Source organism: Wolbachia endosymbiont of Culex quinquefasciatus Pel (assembly GCF_000073005.1).
GTDB lineage: Bacteria > Pseudomonadota > Alphaproteobacteria > Rickettsiales > Anaplasmataceae > Wolbachia.
In genome coordinates this window covers 409,751-427,620 of record NC_010981.1, presented here as the reverse complement: position 1 = coordinate 427,620, position 17,870 = coordinate 409,751, and the positions used below count along the sequence as shown (strand labels likewise).

The window sequence follows — 17,870 nt, the reverse complement described above, 5'->3', positions numbered from 1 at the left end:
AATTTTACTATATACTAAAATCACCTATATTAGCCCATTTAATCAATATCTATATACGAACTGTTTTGCCTAATTTTGTTGCAGAGATTTCAAAATTCTATTTTTATAACCCTATTTTTACGCACTTATTCTCGCAAATATACGATGTTTTTATGTTTTTGAAAAAGTAAACATTCAAGATTTTTATGGTGCTAATTTATAGTATATTTCTGAAGCTGAAGGAAATTAAATTAATTGTTAGTAACTTTCTGTAAAATATAAAAAATAAGTAAATCTTGACTTTATCTATTAAAAATGTAATAATTAAGTGGCATGACTTTTTAGGAGATCAAAAATAGATCTTAATAACCATACGTAAGGTAATAGCTTTGTAATGTGCTCATACAAGGAGTTAATAAGCTTTTTATAATAAAACATATTATTACTTTATAGTTTATATAATTTAATGTGATGGAGTTTTAAAATGAAATATCAAGATTTTGACTACTACGAAGCTCTAGGAGTTGATAATAGCGCTACGGAACTTGAAATAAAGAAGGCATATCGTAAGATAGCAAATGAATACCATCCTGATAAGGCTTTCAAATCTGATGAACAAGAGAAATACAGAACTTTGAAACAAACTTTAAGAGAAGGTATAGAACTTTTAGAATCAGAAAAAGAATTATTGAATAAGCTTGAAAAGAAAATTGAACCGTTCCTTAAGGCTGCTATTGCAAACGAAACGTTATCTAATCAGAATGAAAGAAAAGAGTATGATAGAGCAAAAGGGGTAAGAAAGAGTGGTTCAGCATCTTCTGATCCAGAAAAAAGGAATGGGTGTGACAAAAAAGAGGAAACAAAGAAGAGTTATCAAGCACCGAAAACGAATAAAAAGAAAGCTCAAGATATTGAATCTGAGTTATTTGATGCCATTTACTACAAAGATTTACAAAAAGCGAAGGGTTTAATAGAGAGATTAAATAATCTGGGAGTGTTAAATAAACTGTGTCAAACCGCATTTTTAGTTCAACTCAATTTTCAATCTGCCAGGAAAGAAAACATCAAGTTGAGAGATAGTTAATGCCCAATCATGTACAGGCATCGTCGACTTTTCCTCTACCTTCTTTATAGCACAATATACCTGCTTATACAAGGCATTTATGCTGGTAAATGAGCCTTTGGTCTTAGTGAATTTCCTAATTTGCCTATGTAGCCCCTCTATGGGATTGGTGGTGTAGATTATCCTCCTAACTGGACCAGAATACTTAAAATAACCAGACAAGTTTTCCCAATTATTCTGCCAAGATTTTATAACCATAGGGTACTTTGTGCCCCATTTTTCATCCAATTCCAACAGATAATTCTCGGCAATTTCCTTGCTTGAAGCTTGATATACCTTCTTTAAATCGCTCAAAAAACTCTTCGCATCTTTACTGGCCACATACTTCAGTGAGTTGCGTATCTGATGCACTATACACATCTGCACTTCCGCATTAGGAAAGACACTGTTTATAGCTGCAGGAAAGCTTTTCAGCCCATCAACGCAGGCAATAAGGATATCTTCTACTCCTCTTTCTTTGAGGTCATTTAGCACTCCCAACCAGAACTTCACTTTCAGCCAAATAAAAACCTAATACTTCTTTTTTGCCATTTTGATCTATGCCTAATATGTTATACATGCATTTACTTACGCAATGCCCGTCCTCTTTGACTTTAAAAAACATGCCATCCATGAAAACTATCGGATATACAGACTGCAGCGGGCGACTACGCCATTCGTTGATTACTGGTAGCAATTTGTCAGTAATACTTGATATCTCTGCCGCCGATATTTTGTGATCATAAATTTCCTCAACATGTGACACTATATCTCTATAGCCCATACCACTGGCAAATGTGCTCAAAATCTTCGTTTCAAGCTCTGGATGTAAGTTTGTTTGCCTTTTTTTGACTATTTGTGGTTCGAAACTTCCTTCCCTATCTCTTGGCGTCAAAAGCTCAAATGACCCTGCGCTTGTACGTAAAGTCTTTGCATTCCTCCCATTTCTTCGATTATTCTCTTCGCTTTCGGCCGACAAGTGGTTTTCTATTTCACCTTCCAGGCTTACCTCCAGCAACTTTTTTATAAACGGTGTTAATGCTCCATCTCTTCCTGTCAACGGTCTTCCTTCTCGTATAGACGACAGGATATTTGTTTCTAATTCTTTATAATCTACCAAACCGGTAGTTCTGTTTACTACTTTCTGACTCATTGTCAAACCTCCATTTTTTTATATCAATTTATTACTTTTTTTTCGGTTTGACACAGTTTATTTAACACTCCCATACAAGCAACTTATTGAAAATCTTATTTTTTGTAATCAGTTTATCCAATTTAGTTGGAGTGTTAAGTTTACTAATCTTTCCATAATTGAGATTAAAGAATTGTAAATAATTTATAGATTCTTCCGAAGAAATTATCTTATTTTTTACTGGCAGACAGCTTGCTTAAACCCGTAAAACTTCTCCATCTGCTCATTCCACAACATCGGTATTTCTCTTAAATCAACTAATTTCAAATCTCTTGGCTGTTTCCCATTTACTATGTCTTCTTTAATCTTCGGAGCTAAATAATTCAACCTTAAAATTTGCTGTATACGTCTTGTACCTATATTAATTTTGGCACTCAGCTCCTTCACACTTTCGTATTTTCCCTCTTCTAGTTGCCGTTTCCACAGATGGGCTCTTACCACTGCTTTCAGTAGTGCATTGTTTGTTTTGCCTTCTGGCTCAGTTACTGTGCATTTCTTTCCTTTCTTTTTTATTGGTATAAATTCCACCTTATCCTCTAAACTCACCTCTATTCCATCTTCTTTTATCATTACTCCTTTTATTAACTTTTTCACTACTTCTTTCTGCTTTCCAAAATTTAAATTTTCCCATTTTTCTTCGGTCTTTTCTCTCCAATTTTCATATATCTGCTCCGCTTTTCTCATCACTTCTTTTTCTACTTCTCCTGCTACTATTGTTCGATTTACTGATTCACAATTCTTTCCCCTTAAGTGATTGTTGCATACATAATATCGGTACCTTTTATTTTCTTTTTTTGAGTATGTCAGTGTCATATTTACACTACAGCTCTTACACTTAATTATTCCCCTAAGCAGCGCTTCCTCATATTTTGCTTTTCTATATGGCTGATTACTTATCAATTCCTGCGCTTTTTGCCATTTTTCTTCCTCTATTAACCTCAGTTATGGATTAGAAAATAGATAAAAGTATAACTAAGAAGAGGGAAACAGGGTAAACTCGAGTATTTTAGTAATAATAAGAGGTTACCCATGAAGAAAGATATTACAGAACTGTACTGTTGCGTCGAGGATTTTTGTCGTGCGGTAGATGATAATTTTGCAAATAGGTTCTTATCAAACGGCAAAAAACCAACCAGAGTACCAGAAATAGCGCACTCAGAAATTCTAACCATAATCCTGTTATACCATAAATCACCATGTAAAAACTTCAAGGCTTTTTATCTTTGTTATCTTCAGTTATTCTATAGATCAGAGTTTTCAAAGCTGCCTTCATATCACAGATTTATTGCCTTAAAGCCGCGAGTTTTGTGGTATTTAGCATTACTTTTGCAATGGTTCTGTGAACAAGCGAAAATGACCGGCACTTCCTACATCGACACCTCTACGATTGCCGTTTGCCACAAAAAAAGGATCTCTAGGAATAAAGTTTTTAATCATCTAGCAGAAATTAGTAAGAGTACGTATGGTTGGTTTTTTGGCTTCAAGTTGCACTTAGTGATTAACGAAATTGGTGAAATTCAAGCACTTACCCTAACCAAAGGTAACGTTGATGACAGAAAACCTTTACCAACTCTCACTAAAAGACTGACCGGACTTTTGTTTGGAGATAAGGGCTATATAAAGAAAGAGCTTTTTGAGAAACTCTTCGATAGAGGCCTAAAGTTAGTCACTAAAGTAAAAAAAGGTATGAAAAACGCACTAATTTCACTTAAAGAGAAGATTTTATTAAGGAAAAGGTCGATTATTGAGACTGTTTTGGGAGTGTTAAATAAACTGTGTCAAACCGAAAAAAAAGTAATAAATTGATATAAAAAAATGGAGGTTTGACAATGAGTCAGAAAGTAGTAAACAGAACTACCGGTTTGGTAGATTATAAAGAATTAGAAACAAATATCCTGTCGTCTATACGAGAAGGAAGACCGTTGACAGGAAGAGATGGAGCATTAACACCGTTTATAAAAAAGTTGCTGGAGGTAAGCCTGGAAGGTGAAATAGAAAACCACTTGTCGGCCGAAAGCGAAGAGAATAATCGAAGAAATGGGAGGAATGCAAAGACTTTACGTACAAGCGCAGGGTAATTTGAGCTTTTGACGCCAAGAGATAGGGAAGGAAGTTTCGAACCACAAATAGTCAAAAAAAGGCAAACAAACTTACATCCAGAGCTTGAAACGAAGATTTTGAGCACATTTGCCAGTGGTATGGGCTATAGAGATATAGTGTCACATGTTGAGGAAATTTATGATCACAAAATATCGGCGGCAGAGATATCAAGTATTACTGACAAATTGCTACCAGTAATCAACGAATGGCGTAGTCGCCCGCTGCAGTCTGTATATCCGATAGTTTTCATGGATGGCATGTTTTTTAAAGTCAAAGAGGACGGGCATTGCGTAAGTAAATGCATGTATAACATATTAGGCATAGATCAAAATGGCAAAAAAGAAGTATTAGGTTTTTATTTGGCTGAAAGTGAAGTTCTGGTTAGGAGTGTTAAATGACCTAAAAGAGAGAGGGGTAGAGGATATTCTGATTGCATGTGTTGATGGTCTAAAAAGTTTTCCTGCGGCTATAAATAGTGTATTTCCCAAAGCAGAAGTACAAATATGTATAGTGCATCAGATAAGAAATTCATTGAAATATGTATCCAGCAAAGATGTGAAAATTTTCATGAATGATTTGAAAAAAATATATCGTGCTTCAAGTAAAGAAATCGCTGAAAATTATTTGCTTGAGCTGGAAGAAAAATGGGGTGAAAAATATCCTTTGGTCATAAAATCGTGGCAAAACAATTGGGAAAATTTGTCTGGTTATTTTAAGTATTCTGGCCCTGTTAGAAGGCTAATTTATACCACCAATCCAATTGAGGGGTTGCATAGATGAATCAGGAAATTCATTAAAACCAAGGGCTCATTTACCAGCATAAATGCCTTGTATAAGCAGGTATATTGTGCTATAAAGAAGGTAGAGGAAAAGTCGACGATGCCTGTACATGATTGGGCATTAACTATCTCTCAACTTGATGTTTTCTTTCCTGGCAGATTGAAAATTGAGTTGAACTAAAAATGCGGTTTGACACAGTTTATTTAACACTCCCGTGAAAGGCTTTTGTTCGTTCTGCACGAGAAGAAATAAAGGACCTACCTATAATCAATAACTGGGAAAATTTGCTTGATTATTTAAAAGTAAGTATAGGAAGCCTTAATAAAGAAAATTTTCGCGTCATCTATATGAATAAAAGATATCGTCTAATAGCGGAAGATCTGCAGAACTTTGGTACAGTAGATCAAACTCCTATTTACGTTAGAGAGATCATAAGACGCGCTCTTTTGATTGGCTCAACATCGATTGTAATATCCCACAATCACCCAAGTGGAGATATACAGCCTTCAAGTAGCGATATGTTTCTCACTAGACAGCTTGCAGAAGCTTGCAAAAGCATAGGAATAGAATTAATAGATCATATTATTATCACATTTAGTAGCTATTTTAGTTTCAAGGAAAATAGGCTTTTATTAGAGTAGATCTAAAATTGCTTTTGCCATTTTTCTTATTATGAAAGTAAAGCTATACATGAGGTGGTTGCCAGTGGAACAAAAATTTTCCTTCTGGAAGACAATGTGTGATTTAGGTAGTGGCAAATTGAAAGAAATACATGGTATTTGCCACTATTAGAAATCTCCTATTTTGATAAGACTTATGAGGTCTTTATTGGTTTTTTGAATTTTGTTGAAGCACTCACATGCTTACTCTAATATTTTGTTCACAGAGCCTAGTTAGCTCAATTTCAACGTTGATTTGTGAAGCTCTGAGTTCTGTTAGGGGATTTTCTGGTTGAATATCTAGCTTATTCTGTATGTTCGATAAACAAATTAAAGCCGAATCAAAAATTTCATCATACTGCTCTGCTTCATGCACACAATTGATTATTTCCTTAAATTTTTCCACATCTTGCGGCGTATCTTTTAATATTGCTCTTATTTGGTTTAGGTTTTGACGAATTTTTTCCTGATATCCAGCAATTCTCTCTTGATATATATCAATCATTTTTTGACATGAGGTGCCTCTAAATGGGTGTTCTGCTTTTTCCTTTATGTAGGAGCTCTGAAAATTTTTGCAACTAAGGACTGCTTCTCTACATTTTTTTATGTCACTAATTATACTGGTTATTGACTTACTTGCTTTCTCATGTTCTTCTTTTTTGATTATACATTCATCCTTTGTTTGGCTCATTTTATCATACAGATTTCTGCATTCTTTATATGATACCAGCGGTTGTAGTATTCCTTCCTCTACACCTTTATTATAAAAATTCTTCAACTCATCGCTTGATAGTATTCGTATAGCATCTTCCCTTTTACCTTGTGATTTAGGATACTTTTTGTTCAGTGAACTAATATAATTTAATAGGAAACTCTTAGTTAAATCTTCCTTTTTAACTTCTGATAATTTTTCTAGTGTTTCTATATATTTCAAAGTTTCCGCAAAAAGCTGTGCACCAGATGTAGCAAATCCTGGCAGTGGTTTGCTCTGCGCCTTATAAAAATCGGTTTGTAAAAAATCTTCGGCTTGTTTTTTTATTACTGAAAGTTCATTGAAGGCTTTTTCTGGATTGATTTTTTTTAAAATACTAGTAGCTTTTTTAATCGCTCTTTCTCTCTTTTTATTATCTTGTTTTTCGTTTAAGATTAAGCTTTCAGCTTCAGTAAAAGCATTGCCTTGGGCACTTTTGGCAATATTACAAACAACGTTTTTTACAACTTGCTTAGTTGCTACATAATCTATTTCCTTTGTAAAGCAATCAATAAATAGCTGCCAAATTTTTTTGTTAACGGACTTACTTGTCTTATGTTCTAAATCTTCTACATCTTTGAATCCTAAAATAGTATAGAGATTTTTTTCAATTATTGGTTCAGCATGTTGTTTTGCCACTTTACCTTTTATATTGAATAGAAATTCACTAATCTTAGTTGTGCCCATAATATTACCTCACAATATTAATGTTATATAATATAAAGTATAAAAGCTTAATGCTTAATTTTTACTTACTATTAATATAATTGAAGATTAACTTTGTTCCTATATTAAAACTTTAACTCCCAATTTATTATTAGTAATATCATTATATGAATCTTATGCCTGAATTTGGGAATATATTGTTATTGGTAGCCTGTTTGTTATCTTTAACGTATTTGTTTCTACCGTTTAGTTCTTACCGATTCGTCTCCTCTGCCATATTTTTTTGTGTGTCAGCATCAATGGCTATTTTGATCTACTGCCACATTAAAAATGATTTCTCACTTGAAAACGTATATTACCACTCACACACAACAAAACCTTTAATCTATAAGATTTGTGGTGTTTGGGGAAATAAAGAAGGGTCTATGTTGCTTTGGACCTTAGTGCTTGTCATGTATTTATTACTAATGGATATTTATATACCTTCTGTCATCCCAGTGCTTGACTACTTGGATCCAGACAATTTAATTGCAAATGAGTACATCAAATGGCAGTGTAATAAAAACTGGATTCCAGTGTCAGCTACTTGCATGACACCAGAACGAACTAATGGTAGTAAATTAAAAAAAATATCTCTTATCACCCAAGGCTTGATTTGCTTTTGTTTTTTACTGTTCACTTTACTTGAATCCAGCCCCTTCACTAAAATGCCAGGCATTGAAACAGATGGACTGGGTTTTAATCCGATATTGCAGGATATAGGCCTTGCTATTCATCCACCGGTATTATATTTGGGGTACCTTGGATTTAGCATTCCTTTTTCGCTCTCTATAGCTGGATTAATTTTAAATACTGAAGGAAATGTTTGGGCTAAAATTGTCAGGCCTTGGGTACTTATTTCTTGGTCGCTGCTCACTTTGGGCATCAGCTTGGGTAGCTGGTGGGCATATCGTGAACTCGGTTGGGGTGGATTTTGGTTCTGGGATCCAGTGGAAAACGTTTCTTTGATGCCTTGGCTAATTGCAGTGGCGCTGACACATTTGTTGCTCGTTGTACGAAATTTCAATACTTTAAGGAATTTCGCTATTTTACTTACGCTTACAACTTTTATATTGAGTGTGACTGGAACATTTCTAGTCCGCTCAGGAATACTTACCTCAGTGCACACGTTTGCAGATGACCCAAGATATGGACTGTATATATTAGCTCTACTTGGTGTAATTACAGTCAGTAGCTTAGTAATATTTGTAGTGTTTACGAGAAAGAATCACACATCTTTCCAGTATTCGATATTGGAATCTGAAAAGAAATCTGCTACTCAAGTGACAGAAGGTAGAAGATTCTTTTCACGCCTTACGATGATGCTGATGAACAATTTATTATTCATCACTGCCTTTTTCATCGTGTTCGTTGGCACTTTATACCCTACAGTGCTTGAGTATTTAACCGGTGAATTAATTTCAGTTGGAGCACCATATTACAATTCTTTATTTAACTCTATTGCACTAGCTATTCTAGTACTCACCATGATAGGGCAATACTGCAGTTGGCAGGGAAATAGTCTATTGCCAATATTCCGTGAATATAGATTTTCATTTTGTAGTGCTGCAGCTATTTTGCCGTTTATCTTTCACATGGAGCTAATGATTGTGCTATCAATTACCATCTCCATAGCATTATTAATCTTTGTTTTAGAAGCATATAGTAAAAGAATTTGTTTATTTAAGGTAGCATTTGGTGAATCAATTTTATTAGCAAGAAGAGTTTCTAAGTCCTACTATGGAATGATGCTTGCTCATGCTGGAGTGGCAATTCTAGTGCTTGGTATATCTTATTCCGTTGGTTGGCAGGAGAAAAAAGAAAACTACTTGGGAATAGGAGACAGCATAACAGTCAATAAATTTAAAGTTACTTTACGAAATATTGAGCTAATAAAAGAAAAAAATTTCCATGCAGTGAGGGGTACAATGGATATCAGGAATTTGCTGAATAATAAGATATTAGGTGAAGTAACTCCTGAATATAGATTTTACCTTGCGGAAGGTCAGAAAAATGTTGAAAGCAGTATCTACCACAATTTATTTTCTGATATTTATGTTGTAATTGGAGAGATTGATAAGAGTAAGAGCAAAATCGCAGCTAAAGTGCACTATAAACCTGGAATGTCTATAATCTGGCTAGGATCCTTTCTTATCGCTTTTGGCTCGCTCCTTGCTGCTTTGCCTTCTACCAAAAAAGTAGTTCCTTCAGTATCATAAAGTTTGCATTTTTTGGCAATTTAAACTTAAGCTAAGCAACACTAACCTCGCTAGCGAATTTTCTCTGTGTTCTGTTGTACAATAGGAAATAAAGATATATTTTCTAATGAAGAACTTACATGATATATGGAATCTACTTCCTCAGGCCTTTTAAAATATCCCTGCTTAATAGCGTCGTAGACAGAAGAACCACCAAGCAAGCAGTTCTCACCTAACTCTTCTTTATAATTTTTAAACTTTTCCAATATTTCCTCCTTGTTACTCACTTCTACTATAATTTTTTCTTCATCTTGCACATCAGAATACAATCTAGCATCTACTTTTCCCAAATCAGTATGAAAAGTCAGTACTATATTACCTATAAGGTCAGTATAATTTCTTACCCCACCTTCCGTTAAAATTTCTATCTCGCTTTCACCGATTGCTATCACGTCTCTTCGAAATTCTGTGCTTTCATCTGTTCCATTTATGATTTTTGCAACCTCGACTATACTATTCTTTGAGTATTTCAAGCAGAAAGTGAAGTTGTCCATTTTTGCCTCTTTTACCTTACCAGTAGTTGCGTTTTTTGCAGCTTCCAAAAACCTTAGAGAATAATGTATATAGCTTTTACGTGCTTCTTTCAGATTAGCTTTGTGGTCTTTAAACTTCTCTAGTTTATCAATTACAATTATACTACTTAGAGTTTCAAGTACTGCACCTCTTTTTACCAAATTACATACTATGCGACTAGCAACTTCTATGTCCCTTTCAACTTGAAAAATCTTTAATTCACTAATTCTTCTTATTACATAATCTGTAAAATTATACTTATTCTCATAAGTATTTTCATATATATTTCCCTCACAAGTAAGATTGAACCTTACCCTAGATTTTATAGCTTCATTTACAACCTGTTCTAGCTGATTTATGTCTTGAACTTCATCTAATTTACAAAAATATTTACCTGGATCTTGCTCATCTAGTAGAAAATCATTCCCCCATAGATTTACACTTTTGCGCAAATACTTTTTTCCATTATAGTCAGCTTGTGTTTTGTTACGAAAAGTTCCATAAATAACATCATCAGTTAAAAAGCACTCTTTAATATTAAGGTGGGGGTTATTAACTGCAAATTCTATTGGGGTTTTACCTTTTTTATCCTTTATATCAAGATTAGCTCCTTTCCTTAGAAGCAATTTGATAATTGTATCACAATGACCAGAACGAGTAGCATAATGCAAAGGCGTCCTTCCTGTGTCGTCCTTTTCATTAGGATCAGCACCTGAATTCAACAGTAAATCTATGCATTCTTCTGAATTGCTACATTCCATACTTGATAGAATATGCAGTATTGTCAGTTTAGATTCTCCTCTTTTAAGGTTGAGAATGGTTTTTAGATCTTGATTACTTTTATGATCTAGTAAAAATTTTTTAATTTTTTCAACATCGTTCTTATAATCCTTATAAGTAACATGTGGAAAGTCTTTAAAAGTACTTAAGAATTTTTTATTCAATTCCTTCTGACTCTCTGTTAAGTTGGACATGTCAACAAGCCACGTAGATATCAGCTTGCCAAATGCACTTCTTTCGACAACATCCGTTAAGGAGCAGTCATTGCGAAGTAGCAACGAGTATTTAATCAATTCATATTCATCATCTTCTTGTTGCTGTGTTTCTTCTGCTTTCTTAGAGTGCTTAAAATCATTTTTTATTAATTCAATCAAAAGCTTTAATGTGTTAAAACTTTTATGTCCCAATAAAGGATCTGCTTTGTTTTCAAGTAGAATTCTTGCTATTTCTGAATAGCCATTTCTAATAGCCCAGCATAACGGAGTACGCCCGTATTCATCCGCTACGTCAACATTAGCCCTTTTCTCTAATAGGAGTTCTACTATTTCTTCATGTCCATTGATAGTAGCACAATGCAAAGGAGTACACCCATTTTGATTTACTGCATCAACATTAGCCCCCTTGTCTAATATGAGTTCTACTATCTCTTTATTTTCATTGTGAGCAGCACAATGCAAAGGAGTAAACCCATTTTGATCTGCTACATTAACATTAACCCCGTTTGCTATGAGAATCTCTACCACTCCTATACTGCTACTTGCAGCAGCAAAGTGTAAAGTATTCCATCCATCTTGATCTGCTGTATTAACATTACCCCCTTTTTTTATTAAAAGCTCTGCTATCTTTACAAGATCATTTCTAGCAGCTATATGTAACAATGTACTTTGATCATCGAATGTATAATTTATGTTAAATCCATTATCTTGCCACTTTTTATACGTGTCTGGATCTTCTTTTTCCAATTCCTCTTTTACCCTTTCGATTATATTGTTCTCATTTAAGTCACTTATTGTCCTTAATATTTTTAACAACCGTTCATATTCCATAATTCTACCTCAAACTATTTGTTTTTGTACTATAGCTAAAAAAAATTATTGATCCATAATAAAATAACCAACACCAGAGTAAGTGGTTTGCTGCTAACATATTTAAAAATGTTATGAACTTAATAAGAGAAAAAAATACCCCTGTAATGGAGCAATATTTAAATTTGAAAGCTCAATACACGGATCATCTATTGTTTTATAGACTGGACGATTTTTATGAATTGTTTTTCGATGATGCTATTAAAGCTGCGAAATTGCTGAATATAGTGCTAACCAAGAGGGGCAATTCAAATGGGCAAGAAATACCAATGTGTGGAGTGCCAGCACACAGTAGCGAATCTTACCTACACAAGCTAATAGATTTAGGATTCAAAGTAGCAATCTGTGACCAATTAGAAACTGCTGATGAAGCAAAAAAGAGGGGCTATAAATCCATAGTAAAGCGTGATGTAGTGCGAGTTGTAACTCCAGGTACAATTATAGAAGATTCACTACTGGAGGATAAAAGCAATAATTATCTCGCATCCATAGTTGAACAAAATGACGAATATGCTATGAGTTGGCTTGAATTATCGACGGGAAAATTTTTTCACACTTTAACGAGTTTGAAAGCTCTAGATAGTGATTTATTGCGTATATCACCAAGAGAATTATTAATTTCTGAAAAATTCACTGAGGATGAAAAAATTAGATCGATTTTAAAAAATTATAAAATATCAATTACGCAACACGCACAGAGCTTTTTTGAGTATAGTAAATCTCACAGAACATTATGCGAGTTTTATAAAATCAGGGAACTTGGGAGTATAGGAAATTTCAGCAAAGTAGAAATCATGGCGTGTGGTGCACTGCTTGAATATGTCAGAGTAACGCAAAGGGGCTCCATTCCAAGGCTTGAATTCCCAAAAACCTATAAGCAACAAAATTTCATGCTTATTGATGCTTCAGCAAGGAGAAATCTTGAGTTGTTTTCAACTCAATTTGGTGAAAAGAAAGGTTCACTAATTTCAGTTATTGATCATACAGTTACAGCTTCTGGTGGACGCCTGCTCAAACAAATGCTCGCTTCACCCCTTGCTTGCTCTAAGGCAATTAATTTGAGGCTCAGCACCGCTCAATTTTTTGTAAATAATCATGATTCACGCAGAAAAATACGAGAGATATTATCTAACATTCCGGATATTGAAAGGTCTTTATCGCGCTTAATACTAGGGCGTGGTTCACCAAAGGATATGAACCTATTGAAAATAGGCCTAGGAAAGACTTTAGAATTGTCTGAGTTTCTGTCTACCTTGCATAATTATTGTTTAAGTGAAAAATCAGAAATTAACTCTCAGATGTCATTCCAGTGCTTGACCAGAGAAAAGGAACCAGTTCAGGTGATAAGTAGTGACGAGAGTGAACTAAGCACAATACATAAAAGTCTTGGTAATCATAAAGATCTATTCGAGCTTCTAAACAGCGCTATACTTGATAACAACCTCAGTTCCGTAAAAGAAGGAGGATTTATCAATCCAAAATACAACTCAGAATTATCTGAGTTATCTTATATATTGAACAACAGTAACAAGTTGGTAACTAAGCTCCGTGAATCTTATCGCGACCTAACTGGCATTGCTGCACTCAAAATATTACACAACAATATACTTGGTTATTACGTTGAAGTGTCGGCAAATCACAAAATAACTTCGGATATATTTATTCATAGACAAAGCTTAGCAAATAGCATGCGCTACACTACTAATGAATTGAAAGAACTAGAAAATAAAATTCTTACGGCACGTGATGCTGCAATCGGCTTAGAAATGAAAATTTTTAGTGAACTGTGTAGTGAAGTCGCTAAAGAATCTGAAAAAATTGCTCTTGCTGCAAATGCTTTGGCAAAACTTGATATTAGAACTGCATTTGCAGAGCTTGCAGTGCAAAATAATTACGTAAAACCCATTATTGATGACAGCAAAGAGTTCAATATCTGTAGCGGAAGACACCCAGTGGTTGAAGTTAACGATAAATTCATTGCAAATAGCATCAATTTAGCTGGTATACATCTAATTACTGGTCCTAATATGGCTGGAAAAAGCACTTTCTTGAGGCAAAACGCTCTCATTGCAGTTTTAGCTCACATGGGGTCATTTGTGCCAGCAGAGAGTGCGCATGTAGGAGTGATTGACAAGATATTCAGCAGGGTTGGCGCAACGGATAATATAACAGCTGGTTATTCTACCTTCATGGTAGAGATGATCGAAACAGCAACGATAGTAAATCAGGCAACGGACCGTTCCTTGGTGATACTTGATGAAATTGGTAGGGGCACAGGGGTGTATGATGGATTATCTATTGCACAGGCGGTGATTGAACATATTCACAATGTAAATAAGTGCCGCGCCATTTTTGCAACTCATTATCATGAATTGACTAAAGTAGGTGAATACTTAGAAAATGTGAAATGTTTTTGTATGAAAATAAAAGAATGGAAAGGAGAAGTCATCTTTTTACATGAAGTAATTGAAGGCATTGCAGATGAGTCATATGGAATACATGTAGCAAAACTTGCTGGTTTTCCTGATTCTGTTTTAAACAGAGCAAGAGAAGTATTTGAGGAGCTAAAGGCTTGAGGAAAGTAACATTATATTACTCCACAATTATGGATTTTAGCAATCTATGGCGCTTTAATTTTAGTCAGCTTTCTGAGTAACTGAATTAACGTAGCATTGATCGATTGCCACATTAGTCAAGATTCCAATTCCACCACCTACAACTGCACCTACAGCTCCTAATGCTAGTTGAGTACCAATTCCAGCAGAAGACCCAATGATTAATGGAGCAAGAAAATATAATGCTAAAGCGCAAGTTATTGCAGCTACACTTATAACAGCCAGCTTTCTCGGACAAAAATTTTCTGGTGCCTCAGCACTAGATATAAATGATGATTTTACTAGATTTTTTCTACTTTCATGATCTAAAAAGCCACTCACTGTTCTCATTATAGGACGGGTAGAGCCGTCACCAGTCAAGTCAATTCTATCTCCCACTATATCATGAAGCTCTTTAACTTGAGCTTTATATTCATCCCAATAGTTTGATAACTCTTGTTGGTCATTGAGAAGATCTGGTTTATTTGAAGTTGTTAACCAGTGTGAGTCATGTTCCAAAATATATCGAATTGTAGCTTTCCCTATATCTATATGCCCTTCAGTAATTGCATACTTTAAAACACCTTCTGCTTTTTTCCTTCCAACATTAAGATCAGCACCAGCTTTTATCAATAATTCTACTATCTTTGGAGAATTATGAAATATAGCAATATCTAAAGGGACCATCTCATTACAATCTTTGATATTTAAGTTTGCTTTGTGTTCTATTAAATAACTTATAAATTTTAAGGTTTTATCAGATTTTTGATCGTCTATGTCTTTATGTCTGTAATATATTCTAATTGCAAAATTCAACGCAGTTTGACCCTTTAACGCACTACCACCAATAATTAAGTTCTGATAGCTTTTTACCTCTTGATTTATTAAGTTAACATCCGCACCGTTTTCTATTAAAGCCTTAGCTCCTTCGAAATTGCCTTGTGCAGTTTGCAGATGAAGTAAGTAACGACCAAGATGATCAGTTGCATTAGGATTTGCACCTTGTTCAATCAAATACCTTGCAATTTTATCATTAAATTTGTGATCATAAGTTGCAGATTCTAGTGGCTCAGGATTTTGCGATAACTCATCTTTAGCTATTAAGCTGTTAATCTGACAGATTGATTTTACTGACTCTAAATCTCTTCTTTTAACTGCCTTTGTGACTGCAGCGCTAAAGCTTATACCCTTTTCTATTAGATATTCGGCCATTTTGTTATTAGTAGAACACTTTAATAAATTTGTACCGCTTTGGGAATTAACCTCAGTGACAACATCTCGAATAATGGAACTATTTTCCTCAAAAATTGACTTTACTTTTTCTAAATCATTTTTGGTGACAGTATCAACAAGATCTTTTATTACAGCATTCACCCTCTCTTTTTTAGCTAAAATTTCTTTTAATTCTTCAGGGTTCATAAATACACCTCAACACACATAATAAAAAAGTATATCTAAATCAGAATTGCTTGTAAAGGATCTTTAGATATTATCTTGCCCAAAGGTTAATTTATTTTATAATCTTTTTGTATTCTAGAAATTTCAATTAAATGAACTGTTATAAAACTCACGAGTGTAATGAATTAAGGAAGAATGATGTAGAAAAGGAAGTTACTCTCTCTGGGTGGCTGTACCGTAAACGTGACCATGGTAACCTAATCTTTGTTGATTTAAGAGATTTTCATGGGATTACTCAGTTGGTATTCAATAACGATAAAGATTTTTTTGATGAAATTTCGAATTTAAAATCAGAAAGTGTGATTACTGTCACAGGAATAGTCAAAGCTAGAACTGAAGATACGGTAAATAGCTCTATTTCCACAGGAGAAATTGAAGTTATAGTTAGTAATTTACAAGTTGAATCTGAAGTTGAGTTCCACTGTGATGAAGAAATAGCAAAAGAAGAAAGGAGTATATTAGCAAGTATCGCCGGTGAGCAAGAATACCCAGAAAACATGAGATTTAAATATCGTTTTCTTGATTTAAGACGTGAAAAGGTTCGTAATAACATTATTCTACGTTCACAGATCATTTCAGAGCTCAGGAGGCTCATGATAGAGCAAGGATTCTTAGATATTCAAACTCCCATACTTACTGCCTCTTCTCCTGAAGGAGCACGTGATTATTTAGTGCCAAGCAGACTAAATCCTGGTAAATTCTATGCATTACCACAAGCTCCACAGATTTTTAAGCAGTTGCTTATGGTTTCAGGGTTTGATAAATATTTTCAAATTGCACCTTGTTTTCGTGATGAGGACGCAAGGGCTGACCGTTCTCCTGGGGAGTTTTATCAGCTAGATCTTGAAATGTCTTTTGTAACTCAAGAAGATATATTTCAGGTTATTGAATCTACCTTATATAAAGTGTTTGCCAAATTTTCTCGCAAATCAGTTGATAAAGATTTTCCACGTATTACATACAAAGAAGCAATGCTCAAATATGGATCTGATAAGCCAGATCTGCGTAATCCATTATTAATCAGCGATGTTACAGAGATTTTCCGTGATTCAGAGTTCAATATTTTCAAAAGCAATATCGAGCGAGGTATGGTAGTCAGAGCCATCCCTGCTCCTAAAACAGCAGAGGAACCACGCAGTTTTTTTGATAAAAAAATAGAACATGCGCAAAAAGAATTCGGTGCTAAAGGTCTTGGATATATAACGTTTGATAAAGATGGCATCGCAAAAGGGCCAATTGCTAAATTCCTCGATGACAATAGGCTAAATTCCATAAAAGAAATAACGAATGTAAAGCCCGGAGATAGTGTATTTTTTGCTTCTGATAAGGAAAATGAAGCAGCAACAATTGCAGGGAAAGTGCGCACTCTTTTAGGTTCAGAATTGGGATTAATAGATGACGATATCTTCAAATTCTGTTGGATTATTGATTTTCCATATTTTGTATATGACGATAAGAGCAAAAAAATAGATTTCTTTCACAACCCATTCTCTATGCCACATGGTGGCTTGAAAGATTTAGAAGAAAAAGATCCGCTGGATATCCTTGCTTACCAATATGATCTTGTTTGCAATGGAATAGAGCTGTCAAGTGGAGCAATTCGTAATAACAAACTGAATATTATGTACAGAGCTTTTGCCATTGCAGGCTACAGTAAAGAGGAAGTTGATACAAAATTTGGCGCGCTTGTGCGTGCATTCAGGTTTGGAGCGCCACCTCATGGTGGAATAGCGCCAGGGGTTGATAGAATGGTTATGCTACTTGCAGATGAGCCGAATATTCGTGAAGTAATCTGTTTTCCTATGAATCAGCAAGGAGAAGATGTTCTAATGGGCGCTCCTTCTAAAGTAGATGATAAGCATTTACGTGAGTTGTCTTTAAAGGTTGTTGAATAAAGTTGTATATAACTTGAGT

8 protein-coding genes and 4 pseudogenes are annotated in these 17,870 nt (G+C 34.6%); 7 read left to right on the top strand and 5 right to left on the bottom strand.

Annotated features, from left to right (window positions below):
- Nucleotides 1-463: 463 nt before the first annotated feature.
- Nucleotides 464-1,063, top strand: a complete 600-nt coding sequence (locus WP_RS07880) for a DnaJ domain-containing protein (RefSeq protein WP_038227398.1) — start codon at nucleotides 464-466, stop codon at nucleotides 1,061-1,063.
- On the opposite strand, the pseudogene WP_RS01940 reads toward WP_RS07880, so the two are convergent.
- Nucleotides 1,004-2,234: pseudogene (locus tag WP_RS01940) on the bottom strand (IS256-like element ISWpi15 family transposase). The gene WP_RS07880 and the pseudogene WP_RS01940 sit on opposite strands and share 60 nt — an antisense overlap.
- A 216-nt stretch (nucleotides 2,235-2,450) precedes the next feature.
- Nucleotides 2,451-3,209, bottom strand: a pseudogene (locus WP_RS01935) (recombinase zinc ribbon domain-containing protein); the annotation flags it as partial.
- Nucleotides 3,210-3,302: 93 nt separating this feature from the next.
- On the opposite strand from WP_RS01935, the pseudogene WP_RS01930 reads away from it, so the two are divergent.
- From WP_RS01930 to WP_RS07100, 3 genes and pseudogenes are all read left to right on the top strand, one after another.
- Nucleotides 3,303-4,061, top strand: a pseudogene (locus WP_RS01930) (IS982 family transposase); the annotation flags it as partial.
- Between the two features lie 41 nt (nucleotides 4,062-4,102).
- Nucleotides 4,103-5,333 (top strand): annotated as a pseudogene (locus tag WP_RS01925) (IS256 family transposase).
- 68 nt (nucleotides 5,334-5,401) lie between these two features.
- On the top strand, nucleotides 5,402-5,794 hold the full coding sequence (locus tag WP_RS07100; RefSeq protein WP_369336061.1) for a JAB domain-containing protein: 393 nt from the start codon (nucleotides 5,402-5,404) through the stop codon (nucleotides 5,792-5,794).
- Nucleotides 5,795-6,008: 214 nt separating this feature from the next.
- On the opposite strand, the gene WP_RS01915 is transcribed toward WP_RS07100, so the two are convergent.
- Complete coding sequence (locus tag WP_RS01915; RefSeq protein WP_007302893.1) at nucleotides 6,009-7,250, bottom strand: hypothetical protein; 1,242 nt, start codon at nucleotides 7,248-7,250, stop codon at nucleotides 6,009-6,011.
- A 155-nt stretch (nucleotides 7,251-7,405) separates the two neighbouring features.
- Here WP_RS01915 and WP_RS01910 point away from each other — a divergent pair, with 155 nt between their 5' ends.
- Nucleotides 7,406-9,487 (top strand): heme lyase CcmF/NrfE family subunit, encoded by a 2,082-nt coding sequence (locus WP_RS01910; protein ID WP_418089961.1) that lies wholly within the window; start codon nucleotides 7,406-7,408, stop codon nucleotides 9,485-9,487.
- Nucleotides 9,488-9,537: 50 nt separating this feature from the next.
- Here WP_RS01910 and WP_RS01905 read toward each other — a convergent pair whose 3' ends face one another.
- A complete protein-coding gene (locus WP_RS01905; protein ID WP_007302895.1) occupies nucleotides 9,538-11,865 on the bottom strand; it encodes an ankyrin repeat domain-containing protein in 2,328 nt (775 codons plus the stop codon).
- Nucleotides 11,866-11,978: 113 nt separating this feature from the next.
- Between WP_RS01905 and mutS the strand changes: the two genes are divergently transcribed.
- The gene (mutS, locus tag WP_RS01900) at nucleotides 11,979-14,480 is read left to right on the top strand and encodes a DNA mismatch repair protein MutS (protein ID WP_007302896.1); all 2,502 of its coding nucleotides are present in this window, start codon (nucleotides 11,979-11,981) and stop codon (nucleotides 14,478-14,480) included.
- A 60-nt stretch (nucleotides 14,481-14,540) separates the two neighbouring features.
- Here mutS and WP_RS01895 read toward each other — a convergent pair whose 3' ends face one another.
- A complete protein-coding gene (locus WP_RS01895) occupies nucleotides 14,541-15,917 on the bottom strand; it encodes an ankyrin repeat domain-containing protein (protein WP_012481817.1) in 1,377 nt (458 codons plus the stop codon).
- A 131-nt stretch (nucleotides 15,918-16,048) separates the two neighbouring features.
- On the opposite strand from WP_RS01895, the gene aspS reads away from it, so the two are divergent.
- Nucleotides 16,049-17,851 (top strand): aspartate--tRNA ligase, encoded by a 1,803-nt coding sequence (gene aspS, locus WP_RS01890; RefSeq protein ID WP_012481816.1) that lies wholly within the window; start codon nucleotides 16,049-16,051, stop codon nucleotides 17,849-17,851.
- Nucleotides 17,852-17,870: the final 19 nt, after the last annotated feature.